The following is a 22761-nucleotide window of genomic DNA, read 5'->3' on the forward strand; positions in this document are numbered from 1 at the left end:
ACCGACTTCAACGACCCCGCCCCATTTGGCGTGACAGGCTTGGCGGCGCGCCCTATCGTTCCCGGCAAAATGGAGTCCTGTCATGGCTGTCGAGATCAAGCTTTTCATGTGCCGCACCGACAATTTCGGCGCGCTTTTGCACGACCGCGAAACCGGTGAGACGGCAATTATCGATGCCCCCGAGGAAGGCCCGATCCAGTCGGCGATCGAACACAGCGGCTGGACGCCGTCGACGATCCTGACGACGCATCACCATGCCGACCATGTCGAGGCGAACCTGGCCTTGAAGAGCCGCTACAAGCTGCGCATCATCGGCCCCGAAGCCGAGCGCGACAAGATCCCCGGCATCGACGACACGGTCGAGCAAGGCTCGGTCATTCCTTTCGGCAACGAGACCATCGAGGTCATCGAGACTCCCGGACATACGGCCGGCCACGTCTGCTACTACCTGCCGAAATCGAAGCTGGCCTTCACCGCCGACACGCTGTTTGCGCTCGGCTGCGGCCGGCTGTTCGAGCGCCCGGCACCCGTCATGTTCGAATCGCTGAAAAAGCTGGCCGCCCTGCCGCCGGAGACGGTGATCTATTGCGGGCACGAATACACGCTGTCCAATGCGCGTTTCGCGCTGACGATCGATCCGGACAACGCAGCCCTGCGCGCCCGCACCGATAAGATCGAGGCGTTGCGCAGCGACGGCAGGCCGACACTGCCGACGACAATCGGCGAGGAGCTGGCGACCAACCCGTTCCTGCGCTGGGCCGATCCAGCCATCCGCAAGCATCTCGGCATGGAAAAGGCGGCCGACGTCGACGTCTTCGCTGAGGTCCGGAAGCGCAAGGACAATTTTTGACCATGAGGGCTCAAGAGATCATCGCCACACTCGGCATGCAACGCCACCCCGAGGGCGGCTGGTATGTCGAGACATTTCGCGACAATCCGGAAGCCGGACCGCATGGCCCGCGCGGCAACCAGACGGCGATCTATTTTCTGCTCGAGCACGGTGACGTGTCGGCATGGCACCGGGTCAAGGACGCTGCCGAAATCTGGCACTACCATGCCGGCGCGCCGATCGAACTGAAACTGTTCCAGGAAGGCGGCATCCTTGTCGCCCACACGCTTGGCGTCGACATCGCAGTCGGCCAGCGGCCGCAATGCGTGGTGCCGTCCGGCTGGTGGCAGACGGCGCGTTGCCTGGGTGACTGGACGCTTGTCGGCTGCACGGTGTCACCGGGTTTCGAATTCGCCCAGTTCGAGTTGGCGGAACCGGGCTGGGAGCCGAGTGTCGGCTAGGCCCCTGCCCCGTCGGCGGCCGGCCCCTTGCCCTCGCCAAAGATCAGCGATTTCGCCGCCAGCACCGCACCGCCGGTGATGAGCACGCAAGCGGCGAGGATGCGCAGCGATGGTTCGGCGAAGCCGGCCGCGATCAGCACCAGGGTCGACAGCAGCGGGGCTGCGTAGCTCGCAGCACCGAGCACCTGGATGTTGCCGCGCTTGACGCCGATGTCCCAGGCATAGAAGGCAGCACCGACCGGCATCAGGCCGAGGCCAAGCACGGCGAGCCACTGACCGGCATTGGCCGGCAGCACGGTCTCTTCCAGCGCCAGGTGGCAGGCAAGGGACAGCACCGACGTCGCCAGGCAGAACCACGTGACGACGGTCGTCGGCACCGAGGGAAAGCGGCGTGACAGAAGCGAATAGCCCGACCACAGGAAGGCGCAGGCGAAGGCCATGATGTAGCCGAAGGCGTAGCGCGGCTCGAAGGCCAGCCCGCCGCCCTTGGTGACGATCAGGAAGGTGCCGGCCAGGCCGAGCAGCGCACCGGCGATGTGGTTCCAGCGCAGGCGCTCGCCCGGCATCAGCGCCGAGCCGAGCACAATGAAGAGCGGCCAGAGATAGGCGATCAGGCTGGCCTCGACCGCCGGCGCGTTGCGCAGCGCGGTGAAGTAGAAGAAGTGGTAGCCGAACAGGCCGACGATGCCGATGATCCAGACCTGCGCCGGGATCTTCTCGGCCTTGTCGGGCTTGGGCATGAACAGGCGGGTAACGAGGCCGACGCAGGTGCCGACGGCGAAGGTGATCGCCGACATCAGGAACGGCGGCACCGAACCGGAGGCGTCGGTAAGCAAGGCCAGCAGCGCCCACATGGCGACCGCCGAAAATCCGATCAAGGTTGCGCGCCCCACTTACCCCTCCCGGCGCAACGCGCCTTTCCCCGTGGAGGCTGACCGCGTCCGGAAACCGGCGCCCCCTCTTCGTTGCGCATGATCTTATCCGAAAATCGATGTCCACTTTTCGGGAACATGCTTCGTTCGGGTCATGCTCAATTGGTCGCTTCGAAGCGCCGTGCCTTGACGGTGATCGTTCCGATCTCCGTGCTTACGGTCGCATATATAGGCGCATATACTCCGGTTTCGCCGAGCGGCGCAAACGTCACCATGATGCGGCTGCGGTCGCGCAGGAAGGTCAGCGCCTTCTTGTCGGTGCGGTAGCCCGAGACAGGCTGGAAGCCCATGCGGCAGGTGACTGTGTCGCCTTCGAACCCCTTGACCACCATCTTCTTGCGCGACACCTCGGTCAGCTTGAGGTCGGCACGCAGTTCGCCGTCATAGATCCTGACAGTGCGGCCGCAGACCTTGTCGAGGCTGGGCGCGCGGATGACGGTCGCAGCGATCGGATCGGCGACGCCGCGCAGGTCGTTGGCGCCGAGCGGAATCCAGGTCTTGCCGCGCTTCTTGGGCGGCGGCACCACCTCGGTGCTGGTGACGCGGTCGCCGGAAAAGCCGACTGCGACGAGCGAGCTGACCTTGCCCGAGACATAGTCGGCGCGGAAGGCTCGTGGCCTGGTGCGGCCCTCGCCAAAACTGCCGCGCGACGAGATCGTGCCGCGCGTGTCGTCGAAGAAGGCCGCCAGCCCGGCGCTGGAGACCCTGCCGTTGACGACATAGGAGTTGCCCTCATAGGTGCTGTCGAAGGTCGCCTTGGCGACCGGAATGCCAAGAAACGAGAGCGAGTAATCGCCGCTGAAGGATTTGCCGGCGGCGAGCAGCGGCGACGGCAGGACGGCGAGGCAAAGGCAAAGCAGGATCGGTGCGGGGCGGCGCATTCTCGGTAACACCTCATCGACAGCGCAAGCTGCGCCTGCCGCTGTTCACGTCCCTGCGCGATGGTTATAGAACCAATTCCGGCCATTCTGTGGAGTTGGGGACAATGCCTGGAAACAACCGGGGTGCTTGACGCGTCGGTGAAATACACTTATGGAACGCCAACTTTTTCCATGAGGCCGCCTGACTGAGACCGCGCGCCATCGTTATTCGGTGCGTCATCGTCGCTTGGTCCGCCAGAACTGAAGGTAAGTAACATGTCCCGCGCTTGCGAACTCACCGGCAAAGCCGTCATGACCGGCAACAATGTGAGCCACGCCAACAACAAGACCCGTCGTCGCTTCCTGCCGAACCTGGTCAACGTCACGCTCATCTCCGAGACGCTGAACCAGAACGTGCGCCTGCGCATTTCGGCCAACGCCCTGCGCACGGTCGAGCATCGCGGTGGCCTCGACGCCTTCCTGATCAAGGCTGACGCGGAAGAGCTGTCGCAGCGTGCGCGCCTGCTCAAGAAGCAGATCGCCAAGAAGAACGCCGAGCAGGCCGCAGCCTAATCGTCTGACGAGGCGGGGGACGACCGCCTGGAGCCTCTGACGGCCGCAAGGACGATGGAGGCTCCGCCCAAATCCGCCCGGGCTATGCCCGTACCGCTGGTTCCATTACCCAGGATAAAAAAATGAACTCCGGTTCAAGATACCTGCCTTTCGTGGCGGCCATGGCGCTTGTCGTCGTCGCTTCCAACATTCTCGTCCAGTTCCCGATGCAGGGACAGGTCGGACCTTTGGCGCTTGCCGACGTCCTGACCTGGGGCGCCTTCACCTATCCCTTCTCATTCCTGGTCACCGACCTTGCCAACCGGCGCTACGGCCCGAAGCTGGCACGGCGTATCGTCTTCGTCGGCTTCACGGTTGCGGTGGTCTGCTCGATCGTCATTCCGCCGGTGCTGTTCCGCTATGGCCTGATCCCGTTCGACACGGCTGCCGATCGACTGGCGCGAATCGCCGTTGCCTCCGGTGCTGCCTTCCTGACCGCCCAGTTGCTCGACATCACCGTGTTCAACTGGCTGCGCCGGCAGAGCTGGTGGCGCGCGCCGATCTTCGGCACGCTCGTCGGTTCGGTGTTCGACACGGCGATCTTCTTCGGCATCGCCTTTTCGGCAGCCTTCGCTTTCCTCGGCTCCGAGGATGCATTCGCCCTGGAAGCGGCCCCGCTGTTCGGCGTGCTGCCGTTCGAGGCGGCGCGCTGGATCTCGTGGGCGCTCGGCGACCTCACGGTGAAGCTTCTGATCGCCGTCTTCGCGCTGATCCCCTACCGCCTGATCGCCGCGCGCTGGACACAGCCGGCGCTGGCATAGCCGCCAACAAATACGACAGCATTGCCAAGAGCATCCGATGATCGATCGGCTGCTCTTGCATGTCGGGCGCCGCCGCATACCTTACCGGCTCGCGCCACGGCATGATCGGCAAGGGTATGGCTCTCGATTCGGTTGATCTTTTCCTCGAGGTCGTTCGGACCGGAAGCTTTTCCGGCGCAGCCAGAGCCACCGGCATCCCCGTCTCAACGATAAGCCAGCGTATCGCCGCACTCGAAACCCGCCTCGGCAGCACCTTGCTCAAGCGCACCACGCGACGTCTGGCCTTGACCGAAACCGGCGCAAGCTATCACGAGGTCGCGTCGCGGGCGCTGGCCGAACTGCGCGGCTACGAGGCCGAGCTGACCGACACGGCGGCAGGGCTGAGCGGCAAGCTCAGAGTGGCGAGCACGATCGCCATGGACGATGTGCTGGCGCCGCTGCTGAGCAGCTACCTCGAGGCTCATCCCAACATGTCGCTGGAGCTCAATCTGAGCAGCCGCAACGCCGACCTGTTCACTGATGGCATCGACGTCGCCATTCGGGTCGGCACGCTGCGCGACGATTCGGGGCTGGTGGCGCGTTCGCTTGGCAGTGCCGCGCTGAGGCTCGTGGCGTCACCTGCCTATCTCGCGGCACATGCACCAATCAGCCATCCTGGTGACATCGACACCGGCCAGCTGATGTCCTTTTCCGGATATGCCTCGGCACAGCTACGCCACGCCGGCGGCGACCCCTACAAACTGAGCATCTCCGGTCGTTTCACCGGCAACCAGCTTTCGTCATTGCGGCATCAAGCCGTCGCGGGTCGTGGTATTGCGCTGGTGCCGGCTGCGTTCCTGGCCCGGGAACTGGCCAGTGGCGAGCTGGTGATTCTGTTGCCCGAGTGGAGCGGCGAGGCGCAGCCGATCCACATCGTCTATCTGCGCCAGCGCATCGTCTCGAGGCGCCTGCGCTCCTTCATCGACCATGTCGTCGCGCATTTTCCGCGCCAGCTGTTCGTCGCCTGATCTTCCGTCGATCCGGAAGCTGCATCCTGAAATCTCCGGCTAATCCACCCGGGTACCTGTCCTTACCTTCGGCTCATCAAAGCGACGAAAGGACATGCAGATGCAGGACACACAGGGATTCTACTCGATCATCGACTACACCGTGGACGGCGCCCAGACACAGCAAGAGCTGATCGACGCCTTCGCCGGCCTGCAGGAAAAATGGGTACGGTTCTATCCCGGCTACAAGTCGGCGCATCTGTTTGCCAGCACCGACGGCACGCGCGTCTACAACATCATCCACTGGGAAAGCGAAGCCGCGCATCGCGAATTCGAGCGCGTATCGGACAATGCCGCGCGCATTGCGGCGATCGAGGGCGTCATCGACGGCCTCAAGGGCAAGGCCGAGCCCAGAATGAGCGGCCCACCGCGCTACAACCTCGTCCGCGAAATCGCGCCCGGCCCGCGCCCGATCGACGCCTGAGCCGGGAGGAGACCATGCAGATCGAGATGCATGCCGACGTGCTGTGTCCGTGGAGCTACATCGCCAAGCGCCGCCTCGAAGCCGCCTCGGCGCTTGCCGGCACGCCGATCAGGATCGTTTGGCGCAGCTTCGAGTTGTCGCCCGAAGGCGCTCTGATATCAGGCGACAGCGCCGCCGACATGATCAGGCAATGGCGCGGCGATGCGGCCGAAGCGCGGCTCGCCCAGATCACAGGGTTCGGAGTGGTCGAGGGCATCAAGCTAGACCTGGAGAACGCCCGCCCGGTCAACAGCTTCAACGCGCACCGGCTGGTTCACCTTGGTGCAGCGAGCGGCAAGGCCGACGCGGTGATGGAACGCCTGCTGCGCGCCTATCACAGCGAGGCCGAAAACATAGCCGACCGCGGCGTTCTGGACCGGCTTGGCCGCGAGGCCGGGCTTGCGCCAGGTGCGGTGGCGGAATTGCTCGCCGGCGACGATTTCGCCGCCGCCGTGCGCGCCGACAAGCGCCTCGCCGTCGAACGCGGCATATCGGGCGTGCCGGTGATGGTCCTCGCCGGGACAGCGCCGACTTCGGCGGTCAAGCCGGTCGAGGAGCTTGCCAAGCTGCTGCGACAGGCGGCGGCAAGCGAGCCGAGCGCATGAGCATCGGTATTCGCTACTTTCCGCGACCACCGGGGACATGCTGACGTAATGCAATCTCGACAATGTCGCGGGAGTTACGTCAGACACGGTGGATACATGACCATTACACTACGCCCGCTCAACGATGCCGAGCGGGCAACAATGCTTGAACTGCAAGTCGCGCCGGCGCAGCAGAATTTTGTCGCCAGCAACGAGGATTCGATCGAAGAGGCTGATGCGGGCCACCATTGCGCGCCGTTCGCCATCTATGCCGATGACCTGCCGGTCGGCTTCACCATGTATGCGCTCGATCCCGACGACGGCAATTACTGGATCTATCGGCTGATGATCGACCAGCGTTACCAGCGGCTCGGCTATGGCCGCAAGGCGTTGCTGGAGATGCTGAAGCTGATGTCGAAGCTGCCCAGCTGCGGCCATGTCACCTTGAGCGTCGTGCCGGAAAACGAAATGGCGATGGCGCTCTATCGCGAGGTTGGCTTCCGCGCGACGGGCGAGGTTATCGGTGGCGAGGTCGTCTTTCGTCACGACCTTTCGGCGATCGGCTGAGGCCGATCAGCGGTCGATTCGCGTCGACAGGACGATCGACGACAAGGTGCGTTCGACACCTTCGAGCGCACCTATTCGGTCGATCAAGGCATCGAGGTCGCGCACCGACGGCGCCTCGACGACGACGATCATGTCGAAATTGCCGCTGACCGAATGCAGCGTGCGCACCTCGGGAATCCGCTTCAGCACCGCCTCCACCGCCGCCGAGACCTTGGGCAGCGCGGTGACCAGGATATGCGCGCGAACCAGGTTCTTCTCGTAGTCTGGCGACAGCCTGACGCTGTAGCCAGCAATCACCCCACGCTGTTCCAGCCGCTCGATCCGGCTTTGCACCGTCGTTCGCGACACACCTAGCTTGCGCGCCAGCTCGGCCGTCGAGGCGCGCGCGTTCTCGCGCAACAAGGCAAGCAGGGCGCGGTCAGGGTCTGTCGTCATTTCGTCGATACCATACGTCGTTTCGTCCAAAACATATCGGCCTTTCGGCAATATCGATACTGCCTTTTGACGTGGTGCGACCGTAGACTCCGCGCGAAATTCCATTTGAAGGGGACATGACCATGAAACAGATCGTTGTCGTAGGCGCAGGCAAGATCGGCTCGACCATCGCCGACATGCTGGCCGAGAGTGGCGATTACCAGGTGACCGTGGTCGACCGCTCGCAGGCCGCACTTGATTCGCTCGAGACCGGCAACGCCGTCGAGACGCTTAAGGTCGAGATCGCCGAAGCTGGCGCCCTCGACGCCGTTTTGGCAGGCAAGTTCGCCGTACTTTCCGCTGCCCCCTTCCACCTCACCACGCGCATTGCCGAGGCAGCCGCCAAGGCCGGCGTGCACTATCTCGACCTGACCGAGGACGTCGCTTCGACCCGCATCGTCAAGGAACTGGCTGTCACCGCCAAGAGCGCCTTCATCCCGCAGTGCGGCCTCGCACCAGGCTTCATCTCGATCGTCGCCAACGATCTCGCCAAGCGCTTCGATTCGCTGGAGAGCGTGCGCATGCGCGTCGGCGCACTGCCGCAGTACCCGTCCAATGCGTTGAACTACAATCTGACCTGGAGCACCGACGGCGTCATCAACGAGTATTGCGAGCCCTGCGAGGCGATCGTCGAAGGCTCGCTGGTCGAGGTGCCGCCGCTGGAAGAACGCGAAGAGTTCTCGCTCGACGGCATCACCTATGAGGCGTTCAACACCTCGGGCGGTCTCGGCACGCTGTGCGAGACCTACAAGGGCAAGGTGCGCACGCTGAACTACCGCACCATTCGCTATCCCGGCCACGCCGCGATCATGAAGGCGCTGCTCAACGATCTCGGCCTGCGTCACCGCCGCGAAGTGCTCAAGGACATCCTGGAGAACTCGCTGCCGGCGACCATGCAGGACGTGGTGGTGATCTTCGTCACCGTCAGCGGTCGCAAGGGCGGGCGCCTGCTCCAGGAAAGCTACGCCAACAAGATCTACAGCCGCCAGATGGGCAAGATGGTGCGCAGCGCCATCCAGATCACCACGGCTTCCGGCATCTGCGCCGTGCTCGACATGCTGGCCAACGGCGCATTGCCGCAGCAGGGCTTCATCCGCCAGGAAGACATCGCACTCGACGCCTTCCTCGCCAACCGCTTCGGCCACAACTACGCCCAGGCCGCGACAAGCCATCTGGCAGCCTGATTGGGGGACGCCTTACGGGGAAGATACCCCGGAGGTCATGATTTTTGCAGCGAGGGGTTAGGGGACCCCTCGCTTTCTTTTTGTCCGGATAGCTGCGACCGGCTCCCTGCTTGGCTCGGCCAAGGGCAAGTTCAGGCAGATCAGATCGCTACCATCGGCCCGAAGAAGCCGATGATGCGCGCGATGCGCTTCCCGTCGGGCGAAAGCTCGGCAATATCAAGGCCTTCGGGCAGCGGTGTGCCGTCGGCCTCGACGACGCGCCAGCCGAAGCGGGCAACGCCGTGATGAAGATCGACAGAGGTGGTGCGGACGATCTTCGCACCGGGGCGGCTCATCCGGATACTTGCGATATGCACCAGAAGCTCATCGGCACCGACAGTGTCGGCCCGCGGGTCGGTGTATGTCGCCCGCTCGGCCCAGACGGCTTCGAGCAGCTCCTTGCGACTGTCGGCGTCGGGTTCGTTCCAGACCGCGCAGTAGCGGTCAATGAGGCTGGTTACATCGGACGACATGGCTGGCTCCCGCATCGCAGGCGCCGACAATAGCGGACAATCGCTGCTCAATCGCCGTGCAGGATGAATTCCAGGTAGAGGTTGCGCTGCAGGATCGAATGGTTGTCGTCGGAGACCAGCGATACCATCAGCGCGCCGTCGCTGCGCTGCCAGACGTCGAGCCCTTCCATGTTGTCGATCTGGTAGCCCATGTTGGCTTCCAGCAGCACCGGGCCGTCGGCGATCTGGCCCCTGGCGATTGTCTCGGAGGCAATGCGCCGGAGCCGCATCTTCACGCCCGAAGCCATCGAGAAGCTACGTTCAAGCAGCAGCAGGTCGCCATCGGGCAGGAAGGCGCCGTCGGTGATGTCGAACTCGCCGTTGCGCTTGACCGTGAAGACGCCCTTCTTGGGCCCCTCGATGATCGCGGCGAAGATGTTGCCTGATGTGTCGAGGCTCTTTTCCGACACCACCACAAGCCCGCCCTTCTCAGTGGAATAGGCGACGGTCTCGAAGCCGCGATTCGTCCTGAGCTCGTTGCGCGGCACGAGGAACTCGAGCTCGCGGAACGGCGGCTGCATGTTGTCGGGATCGATGCGGTACTGGGCGACGCGGTGGGTGCGCTCGAAGCCCACGGTAGCGATACCGTCCTTCACCGCAAGGCCCTCTGCATCGGCCTGCCATTTCTTTTCGATGGCGACACCGGAGCTGTCCACCATCTGCACCATGCGGAAGTTCTCGATGCCCGTCGGGCGCATCGCGGAATCGCGGGCGACACGTCCAAAATACCAGAAGCCGGTGTCGGCGACGCCGATGAAGTCACTCCCCGATTTGAGGAAGCGGAAGGCCGACAGCGCGCCGAGATTGCGCGACGACGAGGTCATTTCGAGGCCGCCGACGAATTCGAGCGGACCAAAGATCTTCTGGTCGAGACCGATCTGGAAGCGGGCGATGGGACGGGCTGATATCTCGATGCGCTCGATGGCAGGCTGCTCGGCGCGCGAGGACGCGGTGAGCGATGCCGACAGCGCGAGCGCCGCCAAGGCAGCGCAAGCAAGGTGCCGCAGCCGGGCCATGGACAAGCTCACCCGGCGCGCCGGAAGCCGCCGCGGCGGGTCTCGCGCGCACTCTCTTCGCCGAACAGCGAGGCGAGCTGCTCGGTCATCGCACCTGCCAGTTCCTCGGCGTCGACGATGGTGACGGCACGGCGATAGTAGCGCGTGACGTCGTGGCCGATGCCGATCGCCAGAAGCTCGACCGGCGAGCGCGTCTCGATCAGGTCGATGACGGCGCGCAGATGGCGCTCCAGATAGTTGCCCGGATTCACCGACAGCGTCGAATCGTCCACCGGCGCGCCGTCCGAGATCATCATCAGGATCTTGCGCTGCTCGGGCCGTGCGATCAGGCGCTGGTGCGCCCAGAGCAACGCTTCGCCGTCGATGTTTTCCTTAAGCAGGCCTTCGCGCATCATCAGGCCGAGATTGCGGCGGGCGCGGCGCCACGGCGCGTCGGCTGACTTGTAGATGATGTGGCGGAGGTCGTTGAGGCGGCCGGGGTTCGGCGGCTTGCCGTCCTTCAACCACTTCTCGCGTGCTTGTCCGCCTTTCCAGGCGCGCGTCGTGAAGCCGAGGATCTCGACAGAGACGCCGCAGCGCTCCAGCGTGCGCGCCAATATGTCGGCGCAGGTTGCGGCAACGGTGATCGGACGGCCACGCATCGAGCCGGAATTGTCGAGCACCAGCGTGACGACGGTGTCGCGGAACTTGGTGTCGCGCTCCTGCTTGAACGACAGCGGCTGCATCGGGTCGATGACGACGCGCACGAGGCGTGCGGGGTCGAGATAGCCCTCTTCCAGGTCGAAGTCCCAGGAACGGTTCTGCTGCGCCATCAGGCGGCGCTGCAGGCGGTTGGCGAGACGGCCGACGACACCAGACAGATTGGCGAGCTGCTTGTCGAGGAAGGCGCGGAGACGGTCGAGTTCGTCCTCGTCACACAGCTCCTCGGCGCCCACTGTCTCGTCGAAAGCGGTGGTGAAGACCTTGTAGTCGATTTCGCGCGGCAGGTTGGCGAAGGGATTGTCCTGGCGGCGCGCCTCGCCCGGCGTCTCGGAATCGACGTCATCGTCGTCGGACATCTCGTCGGACGTGGCATCGGACGCCTCCATCTCGCCGGACTGCTCTTCGTCGGCGGAGGATTCGGCATCTTCGGACTGTGCCTGCTCGGAGCCGGAATCGTCCTCGCCGCCCTCCTCGCTCTGCTCCTCGCCTTGCGGCTGGTCGTCGTCCTGGTCCTCGTTGTCCTCGGTCTCCTGGTCGTCGCCATATTCCTCGGCCATCTCGAGCGAGGCCAGCATATGACGGACGACACGGGCGAAAGCCTGTTGGTCCTCGAGGCTGCCGAGCAGGCCGTCGAGATCGCCACCGGCCTTCTGGTCGACCCAGTCGCGCCAGAGCGCGACCATGCGCTCGCCGCTCTTGGGGACGGGCTGGCCGGTCAGCTTCTCGCGCACCATCAGCGCCAGCGCTTCCTCGAGCGGCGCTTCCGACTGTTCGGTGACGTCGGCGAGATTGGCCTTGGCGTATTTGTCCTCGAGCATCGAGGTGATGTTCTGGGCAACGCCTGTCATGGCGCGGCTACCGATGGCCTCGACACGCGCCTGCTCGACCGCGTCGAACACGGCACGGGCTTGCTTGCCCTCGGGCGCCAGGCGGGCATGGATGCGGCCGTCGTGGCAGGCACGCTTCAGCGCCATGGAATCGCCGAGGCCCCGGGTGACGGCGATGTCACTGGGCGAGGCCTTCTTGGGCAGCTCGGGCAGGCGGGCGCGATTGCCGGCAAGCGCCGGCCGCTCCTTGGCGAAGGCCACTTCGAGGCCGTTGTCGCCCGAAATGGCACGCATGCAGACGGTCATCGCGCGCTTGAAGCTGTCGGCTTCAGAGCCCGTCTTCGACTTGTTGCGTGTGTTGTCGCCCGGCCCTGCCATTTGAGCCTGTTCTTATCCAAGCACGACGTTGGCAGCGGATTCCGGCAGGTCCTCACCGAAGGCGCGCTGGTAGAATTCGGCAACGACTGAGCGTTCGAGTTCGTCGCACTTGTTCAGGAAGGTGAGCCTGAAGGCCATGCCGACATCGCCGAAAATCTCGGCGTTTTCAGCCCAGGTGATGACGGTACGCGGGCTCATGACCGTCGACAGGTCGCCATTGATGAAGGCCGAGCGCGTCATGTCGGCGACGCGGACCATCTTGTTGACGATCTCCTTGCCTTTGGCGTCGCGGTAGTGCTTGGCCTTGGCAATGACGATGTTCACTTCGTTGTCGTGCGGCAGGTAGTTCAGCGTGGTCACGATCGACCAGCGGTCCATCTGCGCCTGGTTGATCTGCTGGGTGCCGTGATAAAGGCCGGTCGTGTCGCCGAGGCCGACGGTGTTGGCGGTGGCAAACAGACGGAAGGCCGGGTGCGGGCGGATAACGCGGCTCTGGTCGAGCAGGGTCAGGCGGCCCGACGATTCGAGCACGCGCTGGATGACGAACATCACGTCGGGGCGGCCGGCGTCATACTCGTCGAAGCAGAGCGCGACATTGTGCTGGTAGGCCCAGGGCAGGATGCCGTCCTTGAACTCGGTGACCTGCATGCCTTCCTTGACGACGATCGCGTCCTTGCCGACCAGATCGATACGGCTGACATGGCTGTCGAGGTTGACGCGGACCATCGGCCAGTTGAGACGGGCGGCGACCTGTTCGATGTGGGTCGACTTGCCGGTGCCGTGGTAACCCGACACCATGACGCGGCGGTTGTAGGCGAAGCCGGCGAGGATCGCCATGGTCGTTGCCTTGTCGAACAGATAGTCCGGATCGATGTCGGGCACATGCTCCGACGAGGCCGAATAGGCCGGCACGACCATCTTCGAATCGAAGCCGAAGGTGTCTTTCACCGACACCGTGGTATCAGGCAGGTTGGTGATGTCGCGATCGACCTTGTTCATAGCGTCTCCACGCGCGAGGCTTCAGGCCACGCCGGCAATCGAATTTTCTTCGGGGGCGGTCATAAAGCCTTTTCCGACCAGATGAAAGTTGGAAAAAGGCCGCGACCGCGGCTGGCTCAACACAATCCCGCTTGCTTGAGCACGCGATATGCCTGGAGCACATCCCTGAAGCGGTCTTCAGAACCTCGGTCGCCGCCATTGGCGTCGGGGTGGTGGCGTTTGACCAGTTCCTTGTAGCGCGCCTTGATATCGGAGCCGGTGGCGCGCGAATCGAGTCCCAGCGTCTCCAGTGCCTTGGCCTCCAAGGGCTTCGCCTTGCGCTGGCGCGGCGCGCCCTGGGCACCGAAGGGGTTATGCGGATCGCGCATGCGGCTGTAGTAGCCGGCGCGGCCCGAGCGCTGCTGGGCAAAGTCAGGCGCCGAACGCGCCGAGCCGTTGGATCCCATGGTCCAGGTCGGCCTGTGGCCGGTCAGCGCTTCCTTCTGAAAACGCGCGATATCGCCGTCGGCGAGGCCGGAGAAGTAGTTGAAGCCCTTGTTGTACTCGCGCACGTGATCGAAGCAGAAGCGGAAGTACTCGCCTTCCCTCATGCGGCCGACCGGCGCCTTGTGCGTTCCCGGCTGCTTGCAGCCGTCCCACTGGCAGAGCGGGGCATGCGACTTCACCTCCGCTTCCGGATCGGGCCGGACGCGAATCTTGTCGAAATATTTTGGGTACGGCTTCATCTGATCGTATTTACCGCCTCTTGGCGCGGCGAAACAAGAATTGACATTTCGAGGATGTTGGCCCTAACGCCTGATTTGCGGCCCAATTTTGCCCGAGGGCATGATTGGTCGCGGCGACACATGTGGTGAAAGGCGAGACCGATGTCCATACAGGCGACTATCGAAACGAAGCTGAACGAGGCATTTTCGCCGGAGCGGCTCGTCGTGCTCAATGAAAGCCACCTGCATGCCGGCCACCACCATGTCGACGGCGGCGATCACGCCACCTTCGACGGGTCAGGCGAGACACATTTCCGCATCCGCATCGTCGCCCCCGCCTTTGCCGGCATGAGTCGCATCGACCGCCATCGCGCCGTCAACGACGCGCTGGCAGCCGAACTCAAGGCCGGCCTGCACGCACTGGCGATCGAGCCGGCAGCCCCCGGCGAAGCGACACGCTGGTAATTTTCTTTCTGGACGATTGTTGAGCGCAGCCCAACGCTGCCTCGTCATTTGCCTGTCACATACATCCATTAGTCTGGATATATGGATGCAAACGACACGATCGACGCTCTCGCCGCGCTGGCCCAAACGACACGGCTGGAGGCCTTTCGCCAGATGGCCGCCGCCGAGCCGGACGGCATTGCCGCCGGCGACCTGGCACGCCGACTCGACGTGCCGCAAAACACCATGTCCGCGCATCTGGCCGTGCTGACCCGCGCCGGCCTCGCCACCGGCGACCGCCAGGGGCGCTCGATCATCTACCGCGCCAACCTCCCTGCCCTGCGCAATGTGCTGTTGTTCCTGCTGCAGGATTGCTGCGACGGCAAGCCGGAGATCTGCGCGCCGCTGCTCGCCGAATTGTCTCCCTGCTGCACGCCATCGGAGTAATGCCATGACCCATCGGCCTTTCAACGTGCTTTTCCTCTGTACCGGCAACAGCGCCCGCTCGATCCTCGCCGAGGGCATCCTGCGCAAGGATGGGGCACCGCATTTCAACGCCTTTTCCGCCGGCAGCCAGCCCAGGGGCAGCGTCAATCCCTTCGCGCTCAAGGTGCTTGAAAGCTATGGCTATCCGGCCGACGGCTTCCGCTCGAAGACCTGGGATGAGTTCGCCGCGGCCGGCGCCCCGGAGATGGATTTCATCTTCACCGTCTGCGACGACGCTGCCGGCGAAGCCTGCCCGGTCTGGCTCGGCCATCCGGCCAACGCGCATTGGGGCATCGAGGATCCGAGCCACGTCGAAGGCACCGACCTCGAAAAGGAAGCAGCTTTCGTCACCGCCTTCAAATACATGCGCAACCGCATCAGGGCATTCACCGCGCTGCCCATCACCAGCCTCGACCGCATGGCGCTGACCGCACATCTGCATGATATCGGCAAGATGGAAGGTGCCAGCACAAAAGCAGGCGATTCCAGCACATGAGCGCTTTGCTCGCGCGGCGATTGCTTGCCGAATGCCTGGGAAGTGCCTTCCTTCTCGCAACCGTGGTCGGCTCCGGCATCATGGCGGCGCAGCTTGCGCAGGGTAACGTAGCGCTGGCACTGCTCTGCAATGCCCTGGCCACCGGGGCCATGCTGGTGGTGCTCATCACCATTCTCGCGCCAATCTCCGGCGCGCATTTCAACCCAGCAGTCAGCCTCGTGACGGCGCTCGACCGGCGCCTGGCATGGTCGCTGGTCGCGCCCTATGTCGCAGCACAAGCGAGCGGCGCGATACTGGGCGTATTGCTGGCGCACGCGATGTTCGACCTGCCGCTGCTGCAGGTCTCGACCACGGTCCGAACCGGCCCGGGCCAATGGCTCGGCGAGGCAGTCGCAACCTTTGGACTGGTGTTGACCATCTTCGGCTGCATTGCCCAGGCACCCAAAACGACGCCCGCCGCCGTCGGTCTCTACATCTTCGCGGCCTACTGGTTCATCTCGTCGACGTCCTTCGCCAATCCAGCTGTGACCATCGCGCGGGCGCTGACCGATACATTCGCGGGCATCGCGCCCGCCGACACGCCGGCATTCATCGCGGCCCAACTGGCCGGAGCGGTGCTTGGCCTGGCGGCAGGTCGGGTCTTGTGGCTGGGTGTTACTTCGGCGGACGCGCTGCGGCCGGTTGAGGCTCGACCACCGCGGGCCTGATCCTGATCCGCGCGAGGCGGTTCTTGTCGCGTTTCATGACGATGAAGCGCTTGCCGTGGAAGGTGAAGGCCTGTTTTTCCTCGGGGATCGACTGGGTCTCGTGGATGACGAGGCCGGCGATCGTCGTCGCCTCGTCGTCCGGCAGGTGCCAGTCGAGCGCGCGGTTGAGGTCGCGGATCGGCACGGTGCCATCGACGACCACGGAGCCGTCGGCCTCCTGCTTGACGCCCTGAATATCGATGTCGTGCTCGTCGGCGATCTCGCCGACGATCTCCTCGATGATGTCTTCCAGCGTCACCAGCCCTTCGACCTCGCCATATTCATCGACGACGATGGCGAAATGCGCCTTGCGCCGCAAAAAGGCGTTGAGCTGTTCCTGAAGCGAGGTCGTGTCGGGCACGAACCAGGGTTTGGAGGCGACCTTCGGCACGTCGACGCGTGAATAGTCGCCTTCGACGTCGTTGAGCGCGCGGAGCAGGTCCTTGGCGTGGACGACGCCGACGATGTTGTCGAGCGAGCCGCGCCACAACGGCATGCGGGTGTAGGGGCTCTGCAGGATCTCGCGCACCAGTGTCTCGGGCGCCATGTCGGCATTGATCGAGCGGATGTTGGTTCGGTGGACCATCACGTCCGACACCTCGAGCTCATGCAGGTCGAGCAGGCCGCCGACCTGGTCGCGGTCCTGCTTGACCACCTGGCCGTCGCGATGGAGTTCATCGACCGCGCCGCGCAGTTCGGCGTGGCCGGAACGCTGCGGCGTCAGCGCAATCAATTCGTAGCCGAGCGAGGCAAGCAGCCGCTCGCGGAAGGCCAGCCCGGCAAGGACCAGCCCCGACAGCGCGCCCGCAGCGATCCAGCCGGCCTCGATCATCCCTGACGCTGCTCCTTGAGGAAGGAAATCACTTCGGAGGCCGGCACGTCCTTGGCGATGAAGGACTGGCCGAGGCCGCGCGTCAGGATGAAGGTCAGTGCGCCGCGCGTCACCTTCTTGTCCTGGGTAATGTAGTTGAACAGCGCCTCGGCGTCCGGCAGGTCCCCAGGGATGTCGGACATGCGCCACGGCAGGCCGACGGCGCGCAGATGCGCCTCGACGCGTGCCGCATCGTCGGGGCTTGCCAGATTGAGCCTGGCCGAGAAGCGGTGCGCCAGCGCCATGCCGATTGCAACACCCTCGCCATGCACCAGCCGTGCACCGTCATAGGCAGTGGCAGCTTCAAGCGCGTGACCGAACGTATGGCCGAGATTGAGAAGCGCCCGGTCGCCGGTTTCGAACTCGTCGCGGGCAACCACGTCGGCCTTGGCGCGGCAGGACTGAGCAATAGCCTCGATGCGAGCCGCACCGCCCGAAAAGACCTCCTGCCAGTTCTGCTCCAGCCAGGCGAAGAAATCCGGGCGGTCGATCAAGCCGTATTTTGCGACCTCGGCATAACCGGCGCGGAATTCGCGCAACGGCAGCGTGTCGAGGGCCGCGGTGTCGGCCAGCACCAGCTTCGGCTGATGGAAGACGCCGATGAGGTTCTTGCCGCGCGGGCTGTTGATGCCGGTCTTGCCGCCGACAGACGAATCAACCTGCGCCAGCATCGAGGTCGGCATCTGCACGAAATTCATGCCGCGCCGCACGATGCCGGCGGCAAAGCCGGTGAGATCGCCGATGACGCCGCCGCCAAGCGCGATCACCGCATCACCGCGCTCGAGCCGGGCGGCAATGATCTGGTCGACAACGGTTTCCAGCGAGGAAAAGCTCTTGGTCTTTTCACCAGCTGGCAGTGTGATGACAGCAGGCGCATTGCCGACAGCCGTGAGACTTTCGACCAGCGGTTCGAGATGGGCAGCAGCGACATTCCCGTCGGTGACGATGGCACAACGCGCCTTGGGCAGGCGCTGCTGGATCAGCTCGCCGCCGCGCGCGATCAGGCCCGGGCCGATCAGGATCTCATAGGCGCGGTCGCCAAGTCCGACTTCGACGGTGACGACGCTCATTCGTGATCCTCCGAACCTTCCGAAACGTGAATTCTGCCGGGCACGCCGAGATGGCTGCACAGCGCCTCGATGACCTCGCTGGCGATCGCCTCCTTGCGGTCGTCGCGTGTCGCAACGGTGAGGTCGGCAAGCCCATAGACCGGGTAGCGCTCGTCCATCAGCTTGGCCAGCACGGCACGCGGATCGGCATTCTGCAACAGCGGCCGGTTCTGCTTCTTGGAAACGCGTTCCATCAGAAGGTCGAGCTCGGCCTTGAGCCAGACCGAAACGCCGTGGCCTGCGATTGCCGCGCGGGTCTGTGCATTCATGAAGGCGCCGCCACCGGTCGACAGAACCTGCGGGCCACCTTCCAGGAGGCGGCCTATGACGCGCTGTTCAAGCGCGCGGAACTCGACCTCACCATAGCGTTCGAAGAGCTCGGGAATTGTCATCCGCGACACGCTTTCGATCTCGTGGTCACTGTCGATGAAGCCGAGGCCGAGCGACTGCGCGACCTTGCGGCCGATGGCGGTCTTGCCGGCGCCCATGAGGCCGACGAAAACGATCGAACGGGTGCCGAGCCGTTCTAGCAGGGCGGCTACGGAGCCTTCGGGAAATGGAGTCTGCGCGTCGGGTGTCATGGCGTCCCTTTCGCCGGCGTATCGACATGAAAAGCCCCGTTGCGTCAAGCGCATGACCGCAAACGCGCCCTTGAATTGCCTGTGACGGCGTCCCATAAGGGCACAGGATAGGACAGACGGGCAAACACATCGATGCCGACACTTTTCCGGTTCCTTGTCACGCTCGCTGTTCTGGCGGGCATCGCATACGGCGCCATGTTTGCGCTGGTGATGTTCGTCGAGCCGAAGAAGGCTGAGATCACCATCCGCATTCCACCGGAAAAGCTCGCGCCCAAAAAATGAAAAGCGGCAAATGAAGAGCGGCGCGCGCATCGAGGCCTTCCTCGAAATGATGAGCGCCGAGCGTGGCGCTGCCGACAACACGCTGGCCAGCTATCGCCGCGACCTTGAAGACGCCTCGGAATTTCTCGGCGGCCGCCTCGCCGACGCCGACGCCCCAGCCATCCGCGGCTATCTCGACGACATTGCCGGCCGCGGCTTCGCAGCGACCTCACAGGCACGCAAGCTGTCGGCACTCCGGCAGTTCTTCCGCTTCCTTTATGCCGAAGGCCTGCGAACCGACGACCCCACCGGCGTCCTCGACAGCCCGAAGAAGGATCGGCCGCTGCCCAAGACGATGAGCGAGGCCGAAACAGGCCGGCTGCTTGACCGCGCGGCGATGGAAGCGAGCGAATCCGCCGAGGGCGACAGCCTGGCGGCGACCCGGCTGCACGCGCTTGTCGAGGTGCTCTATGCCACCGGCTTGCGCGTTTCGGAGCTGGTCAGCCTGCCGCTGACGGTGGCGCTGCGCGACGAGCGCTTCTTCGTCGTGCGCGGAAAGGGCGAGAAGGACCGTATGGTGCCGCTGTCAGCCAAGGCGCGCGAGGCGATGCGGCGCTGGCTGGGTGACCGCAATGCCAACCCACGGCTGGTCGAAAGTCCGTTCCTGTTCCCGGCTTCGTCGGAAAGCGGGCACGTGCCGCGCCAGGTCTTCGCCCGAGAACTCAAGGGTCTGGCCGCCCGCGCTGGCATCGCTTCGGCGAAAATCTCGCCACACGTGCTGCGCCATGCCTTTGCCAGCCACCTGCTGCAGAATGGCGCCGACTTGCGCGCGGTGCAGCAATTGCTTGGCCATTCCGACATTTCGACCACGCAAATCTACACCCATGTGCTGGAAGAAAGGCTGTTGAAACTGGTCAACGAGCATCATCCGCTTGCCGATTAGGGCCCATATCGCTATGTGAGTGCCACGTTCCACTGGCGCGGTGCCATAGTCCCCGGCCCCCGGTGCCTCAAATTTTCAGCGTGGTAGTCCGCTCGCCAATGTACAATTACCTCGATTTCGAAAAACCGGTCCAAGATCTCGAAGGCAAGATCCTCGAGCTCAAGAAGCTTGCCGAAAATGGCGAGGCCGTCGATGTCGGCGACGAGATCAAGCGGCTGGAGAAGCGCTCGCGTGATGCTCTGCGTGACGCCTATAAGGCGCTGACGCCCTGGCAGAAGGTCCAGGTGGCGCGCCACCCTGACCGCCCGCACTGCCTCGACTACATCAACGGCCTGTTCACCGATTTCGCGCTTCTGGCAGGCGACCGCAATTTCGGCGAAGACAATGCCATGGTCGGCGGCTTCGCCCGCTTCCGTGGCGAGCCGGTGCTGGTGCTCGGCCAGGAAAAGGGCAACGACACCAAGAGCCGCCTCAAGCACAATTTCGGCTCGGTCCGCCCCGAGGGCTACCGCAAGGCCGTGCGCCTGATGGAAATGGCCGACCGCTTCAACATCCCCGTCGTCATGCTCGTCGACACCGCAGGCGCCTATCCGGGCGTCGGCGCCGAAGAGCGCGGCCAGGCCGAAGCCATCGCGCGCTCGACCTCAGCCTGCCTCGGCCTCAAGGTGCCGTCGATCGCGGTTGTGATCGGCGAAGGCGGTTCGGGCGGCGCGATCGCCATTGCCACCGCCAATCGCGTGTTCATGCTCGAGCATGCGATCTATTCGGTGATCTCACCGGAAGGTGCCGCCTCCATCCTGTGGCGTGACACGACGCGTTCCAAGGACGCGGCGACCAACATGAAGATCACTGCGCAGGACCTGCTCTCGCTCAAGATCATCGACAAGATCATCGATGAGCCGCTGGGCGGCGCTCACCGCAACGCCGAAGCGGTCATTTCGGCCACCGGCGACCTGATCGCCAAGACTTTCGCCGAATTCAACGGCTCGAACATCGATTTCCGCGAGCAGCGCCGCGAGAAGTACCTCTCCATCGGCCGCAGCCTCTAGCATCCGCCCGAAGATCGGAATCGATTTTCGCAAGGCGCGATGCGCAGCCTGTGATTGCACAAACTGTGGGGCCCATGGGCCACGGCACGTTTTCGCCACAAAAATGCCGCCTCGCCCGGCTCAATGAACATGCCGTGATTTTTCGCGCGTGGGACGGGCCAAGAACTTGCGGTAAGGATTTTTCAAGGTTAACGACCCTAAGGTCGAGGCAGTACCAGGACGGGCCGGTTGTTGGCGCATGCGCCATGACTGCAATGTAGAAACGACATTTAGACCGATGATCGCCAATATCGCACGCGCCGGATTGCTTCTCGCTGCCCTTGCGGTGGCAGGCTGTTCGGAATCCTCCGTGACCGACTTCGTGCCGCAGCACGCCAACCGCCAGCTGCCGGCCAAGATCATGGCCGAGATGAAGGCCAAGGGCATGAACAAGAGCTCGCCCGTGCTGGCGCGCGTGTTCAAGGAAGAAGGCAAGCTGGAAGTCTGGAAACAGAAGACCAACGGCCGCTACGACATCGTTGCCAGCTACGACATCTGCAAGATGTCGGGCAAGCTCGGCCCCAAATTCACCGAGGGCGACCGCCAGTCGCCGGAGGGGTTCTACACCGTGCGTCCGGGACAGATGAACCCGAACTCCAGCTATCACCTCGCCTTCAACATCGGCTATCCCAACGCCTTCGACCGCGCCAACGGCCGCACCGGCTCGAACCTGATGGTTCACGGCGCCTGCTCGTCGTCAGGTTGCTTCTCGATGACCGATGCCCAGATCGAGGAAATCTACGCCTTCGCGCGCGATGCCTTCAAGGGCGGCCAGACCGAATTCCAGGTCCAGTCCTATCCGTTCCGCATGACCGCGGCCAACATGGCCCGCTACCGCAACGACCCGAACTACCAGTTCTGGGCGATGCTGAAGGAAGGCTACGACCACTTCGAGATCACCAAGGTGCCGCCGAAAGTCGACGTCTGCGAAAAGCGCTACGTCTTCAACCAGGTCCCGGAAGCAGGTGGCACATTCAACCCGACGGGCGCCTGCCCTGCAGTGACCCAGCCGCAGGCGCTGCAGACCGCCTATCAGGCCTACAAGAGCAAGTATGACGCTGCTTTCGCCAGCGCCACCGGTGGCGACATTCCCGCGCCCAAGCCGACGATTGCCGGCATCAAGGAAGCGGCAATCGTTTCGGACTGGACCAAGCGCCGTGCCCGCGGCGAGCGCGTGACCCTGGAGCCGCCGGCGATGGCCCAGGACGGCAGCATCGTCCAGACCACCGCCCGCATGGGCCGTATCGATTCGGCCGAAGGCCGCCGCATGGCAGCGCTCGATGCGGCAGCGGAAGCCAAGAAGAAGGCTGCCGAGGAAAAGGCGCAAGCCATCGCTGCCGCCAAGGCTGCCAAGCTTGCCGCCCAGCAGCAGGTCGAGATCGCCGCCGTGCCGCAGCCACAGCCCGCAGTGACCGAAGCGCCGACGCAGGCCGCCCAGGCGGCCCCCGCCGAAGAGGCAGGCGCTGCCACCAAGCTCAAGAAGAAGCTGCTCAACCTGTTCGGCAGCTGATCGGCGTGGGCGAAACCACCGACATCTACGATCTTAGGGGGCTCAATTGCCCCCTGCCCGTGCTCAAGGCCAAGCGCCGGCTCGCCGACATGTCATCAGGCGAGCTGTTGTGGCTCGAAACCACCGACCCGCTGGCTGTCATCGACATCCCGGCCTTCTGCCAGGAGGCTGGCCACCGCCTGATCGAGACCACGGCCGTTTCAGGCGGCCACCGTTTTCTGGTCGAACGCGGAAGCTGAGTTCGGAGTCGGTGCGTCCTTGGAGGCAGCGACAAGA

The 22761-nt window shown here is 64.1% G+C and carries 29 protein-coding genes; 18 read left to right on the forward strand and 11 right to left on the reverse strand.

Annotation, left to right across the window (positions count from 1 at the left end):
* Window positions 1–82: 82 nt before the first annotated feature.
* Both gloB and HNQ95_RS21480 read left to right on the forward strand, forming a co-directional pair.
* Entirely contained in the window at window positions 83–850 is a 768-nt protein-coding gene (gene gloB / locus HNQ95_RS21475) for a hydroxyacylglutathione hydrolase (protein ID WP_182575170.1), read from the forward strand.
* A gap of 2 nt (window positions 851–852) precedes the next feature.
* Window positions 853–1290 carry a cupin domain-containing protein gene (locus HNQ95_RS21480; RefSeq protein WP_182575169.1) on the forward strand — a complete coding sequence of 146 codons (438 nt, stop codon included), beginning with the start codon at window positions 853–855 and terminating at the stop codon, window positions 1288–1290.
* Here HNQ95_RS21480 and yddG read toward each other — a convergent pair.
* Entirely contained in the window at window positions 1287–2183 is an 897-nt protein-coding gene (gene yddG, locus HNQ95_RS21485) for an aromatic amino acid exporter YddG (RefSeq protein ID WP_182575168.1), read from the reverse strand. The genes HNQ95_RS21480 and yddG overlap by 4 nt on opposite strands.
* A gap of 137 nt (window positions 2184–2320) precedes the next feature.
* Window positions 2321–3103 (reverse strand): DUF3108 domain-containing protein, encoded by a 783-nt coding sequence (locus tag HNQ95_RS21490; RefSeq protein ID WP_154386116.1) that lies wholly within the window; start codon window positions 3101–3103, stop codon window positions 2321–2323.
* A 255-nt stretch (window positions 3104–3358) separates the two neighbouring features.
* Between HNQ95_RS21490 and rpmB the strand changes: the two genes are divergently transcribed.
* The 6 genes from rpmB to HNQ95_RS21520 all read left to right on the forward strand — a co-directional run bounded on the left by rpmB (window position 3359) and on the right by HNQ95_RS21520 (window position 7115).
* Window positions 3359–3655, forward strand: coding sequence for a 50S ribosomal protein L28 (gene rpmB / locus HNQ95_RS21495; RefSeq protein ID WP_067957607.1), 297 nt, complete (start codon window positions 3359–3361; stop codon window positions 3653–3655).
* A gap of 122 nt (window positions 3656–3777) precedes the next feature.
* Complete coding sequence (locus HNQ95_RS21500) at window positions 3778–4455, forward strand: queuosine precursor transporter (RefSeq protein ID WP_154386115.1); 678 nt, start codon at window positions 3778–3780, stop codon at window positions 4453–4455.
* A gap of 59 nt (window positions 4456–4514) precedes the next feature.
* Window positions 4515–5462 (forward strand): LysR family transcriptional regulator, encoded by a 948-nt coding sequence (locus HNQ95_RS21505; RefSeq protein ID WP_154386114.1) that lies wholly within the window; start codon window positions 4515–4517, stop codon window positions 5460–5462.
* Between the two features lie 100 nt (window positions 5463–5562).
* The gene (locus HNQ95_RS21510) at window positions 5563–5925 is read left to right on the forward strand and encodes an antibiotic biosynthesis monooxygenase family protein (RefSeq protein ID WP_154386113.1); all 363 of its coding nucleotides are present in this window, start codon (window positions 5563–5565) and stop codon (window positions 5923–5925) included.
* A 14-nt stretch (window positions 5926–5939) separates the two neighbouring features.
* Entirely contained in the window at window positions 5940–6569 is a 630-nt protein-coding gene (locus HNQ95_RS21515) for a DsbA family oxidoreductase (protein WP_182575167.1), read from the forward strand.
* 96 nt (window positions 6570–6665) lie between these two features.
* Window positions 6666–7115 (forward strand): GNAT family N-acetyltransferase, encoded by a 450-nt coding sequence (locus HNQ95_RS21520; RefSeq protein WP_182575166.1) that lies wholly within the window; start codon window positions 6666–6668, stop codon window positions 7113–7115.
* Window positions 7116–7121: 6 nt separating this feature from the next.
* Here the strand turns inward: HNQ95_RS21520 and HNQ95_RS21525 are convergent, their stop codons facing one another.
* The gene (locus HNQ95_RS21525) at window positions 7122–7550 is read right to left on the reverse strand and encodes an Lrp/AsnC family transcriptional regulator (RefSeq protein ID WP_154386110.1); all 429 of its coding nucleotides are present in this window, start codon (window positions 7548–7550) and stop codon (window positions 7122–7124) included.
* Window positions 7551–7672: 122 nt separating this feature from the next.
* Here HNQ95_RS21525 and HNQ95_RS21530 point away from each other — a divergent pair, with 122 nt between their 5' ends.
* Entirely contained in the window at window positions 7673–8773 is a 1101-nt protein-coding gene (locus tag HNQ95_RS21530) for a saccharopine dehydrogenase family protein (protein WP_182575165.1), read from the forward strand.
* Between the two features lie 140 nt (window positions 8774–8913).
* Here the strand turns inward: HNQ95_RS21530 and HNQ95_RS21535 are convergent, their stop codons facing one another.
* From HNQ95_RS21535 to HNQ95_RS21555, 5 genes are all read right to left on the reverse strand, one after another.
* Complete coding sequence (locus HNQ95_RS21535; protein ID WP_154386108.1) at window positions 8914–9285, reverse strand: nuclear transport factor 2 family protein; 372 nt, start codon at window positions 9283–9285, stop codon at window positions 8914–8916.
* Window positions 9286–9332: 47 nt separating this feature from the next.
* Window positions 9333–10340: an esterase-like activity of phytase family protein gene (locus HNQ95_RS21540; protein WP_182575164.1), complete on the reverse strand. Its 1008-nt coding sequence runs from the start codon at window positions 10338–10340 to the stop codon at window positions 9333–9335.
* 8 nt (window positions 10341–10348) lie between these two features.
* Complete coding sequence (gene cobT, locus HNQ95_RS21545) at window positions 10349–12247, reverse strand: cobaltochelatase subunit CobT (protein ID WP_154386106.1); 1899 nt, start codon at window positions 12245–12247, stop codon at window positions 10349–10351.
* Between the two features lie 12 nt (window positions 12248–12259).
* A complete protein-coding gene (cobS, locus tag HNQ95_RS21550) occupies window positions 12260–13246 on the reverse strand; it encodes a cobaltochelatase subunit CobS (RefSeq protein ID WP_067957584.1) in 987 nt (328 codons plus the stop codon).
* A 116-nt stretch (window positions 13247–13362) separates the two neighbouring features.
* Window positions 13363–13971 (reverse strand): J domain-containing protein, encoded by a 609-nt coding sequence (locus tag HNQ95_RS21555; RefSeq protein WP_154386105.1) that lies wholly within the window; start codon window positions 13969–13971, stop codon window positions 13363–13365.
* A gap of 141 nt (window positions 13972–14112) precedes the next feature.
* On the opposite strand from HNQ95_RS21555, the gene HNQ95_RS21560 reads away from it, so the two are divergent.
* The 4 genes from HNQ95_RS21560 (at window position 14113) to HNQ95_RS21575 (ending at window position 16083) form a co-directional block, all read left to right on the forward strand.
* Window positions 14113–14415 (forward strand): BolA family protein, encoded by a 303-nt coding sequence (locus HNQ95_RS21560; protein WP_182575163.1) that lies wholly within the window; start codon window positions 14113–14115, stop codon window positions 14413–14415.
* Window positions 14416–14496: 81 nt separating this feature from the next.
* On the forward strand, window positions 14497–14841 hold the full coding sequence (locus HNQ95_RS21565) for an ArsR/SmtB family transcription factor (RefSeq protein WP_182575162.1): 345 nt from the start codon (window positions 14497–14499) through the stop codon (window positions 14839–14841).
* Between the two features lie 4 nt (window positions 14842–14845).
* Complete coding sequence (locus HNQ95_RS21570; RefSeq protein WP_154386102.1) at window positions 14846–15376, forward strand: arsenate reductase ArsC; 531 nt, start codon at window positions 14846–14848, stop codon at window positions 15374–15376.
* Entirely contained in the window at window positions 15373–16083 is a 711-nt protein-coding gene (locus tag HNQ95_RS21575) for an aquaporin (protein WP_182575161.1), read from the forward strand. The genes HNQ95_RS21570 and HNQ95_RS21575 overlap by 4 nt, the downstream gene beginning before the upstream one ends.
* Here HNQ95_RS21575 and HNQ95_RS21580 read toward each other — a convergent pair.
* From HNQ95_RS21580 to HNQ95_RS21590, 3 genes are read right to left on the reverse strand one after another with little or no spacing between them, the layout of a single operon-like run.
* Complete coding sequence (locus tag HNQ95_RS21580) at window positions 16031–16954, reverse strand: HlyC/CorC family transporter (RefSeq protein ID WP_154386100.1); 924 nt, start codon at window positions 16952–16954, stop codon at window positions 16031–16033. The genes HNQ95_RS21575 and HNQ95_RS21580 overlap by 53 nt on opposite strands.
* The gene (gene aroB, locus HNQ95_RS21585; RefSeq protein WP_182575160.1) at window positions 16951–18063 is read right to left on the reverse strand and encodes a 3-dehydroquinate synthase; all 1113 of its coding nucleotides are present in this window, start codon (window positions 18061–18063) and stop codon (window positions 16951–16953) included. The genes HNQ95_RS21580 and aroB overlap by 4 nt, the downstream gene beginning before the upstream one ends.
* A complete protein-coding gene (locus HNQ95_RS21590) occupies window positions 18060–18683 on the reverse strand; it encodes a shikimate kinase (RefSeq protein ID WP_067957558.1) in 624 nt (207 codons plus the stop codon). The genes aroB and HNQ95_RS21590 overlap by 4 nt, the downstream gene beginning before the upstream one ends.
* Window positions 18684–18815: 132 nt before the next feature.
* Here HNQ95_RS21590 and HNQ95_RS21595 point away from each other — a divergent pair, with 132 nt between their 5' ends.
* The 5 genes from HNQ95_RS21595 (at window position 18816) to HNQ95_RS21615 (ending at window position 22724) form a co-directional block, all read left to right on the forward strand.
* Complete coding sequence (locus HNQ95_RS21595) at window positions 18816–18965, forward strand: histidine kinase (protein WP_067957555.1); 150 nt, start codon at window positions 18816–18818, stop codon at window positions 18963–18965.
* 10 nt (window positions 18966–18975) lie between these two features.
* The gene (locus tag HNQ95_RS21600) at window positions 18976–19887 is read left to right on the forward strand and encodes a site-specific tyrosine recombinase XerD (RefSeq protein WP_182575159.1); all 912 of its coding nucleotides are present in this window, start codon (window positions 18976–18978) and stop codon (window positions 19885–19887) included.
* 98 nt (window positions 19888–19985) lie between these two features.
* A complete protein-coding gene (locus tag HNQ95_RS21605) occupies window positions 19986–20936 on the forward strand; it encodes an acetyl-CoA carboxylase carboxyltransferase subunit alpha (RefSeq protein WP_067957550.1) in 951 nt (316 codons plus the stop codon).
* 277 nt (window positions 20937–21213) lie between these two features.
* Window positions 21214–22485: a L,D-transpeptidase family protein gene (locus HNQ95_RS21610; protein WP_182575158.1), complete on the forward strand. Its 1272-nt coding sequence runs from the start codon at window positions 21214–21216 to the stop codon at window positions 22483–22485.
* 5 nt (window positions 22486–22490) lie between these two features.
* Entirely contained in the window at window positions 22491–22724 is a 234-nt protein-coding gene (locus tag HNQ95_RS21615) for a sulfurtransferase TusA family protein (RefSeq protein WP_182575157.1), read from the forward strand.
* Window positions 22725–22761: the final 37 nt, after the last annotated feature.

The organism is Aminobacter ciceronei (assembly GCF_014138625.1).
Classification (GTDB): Bacteria; Pseudomonadota; Alphaproteobacteria; order Rhizobiales; family Rhizobiaceae; genus Aminobacter; species Aminobacter ciceronei.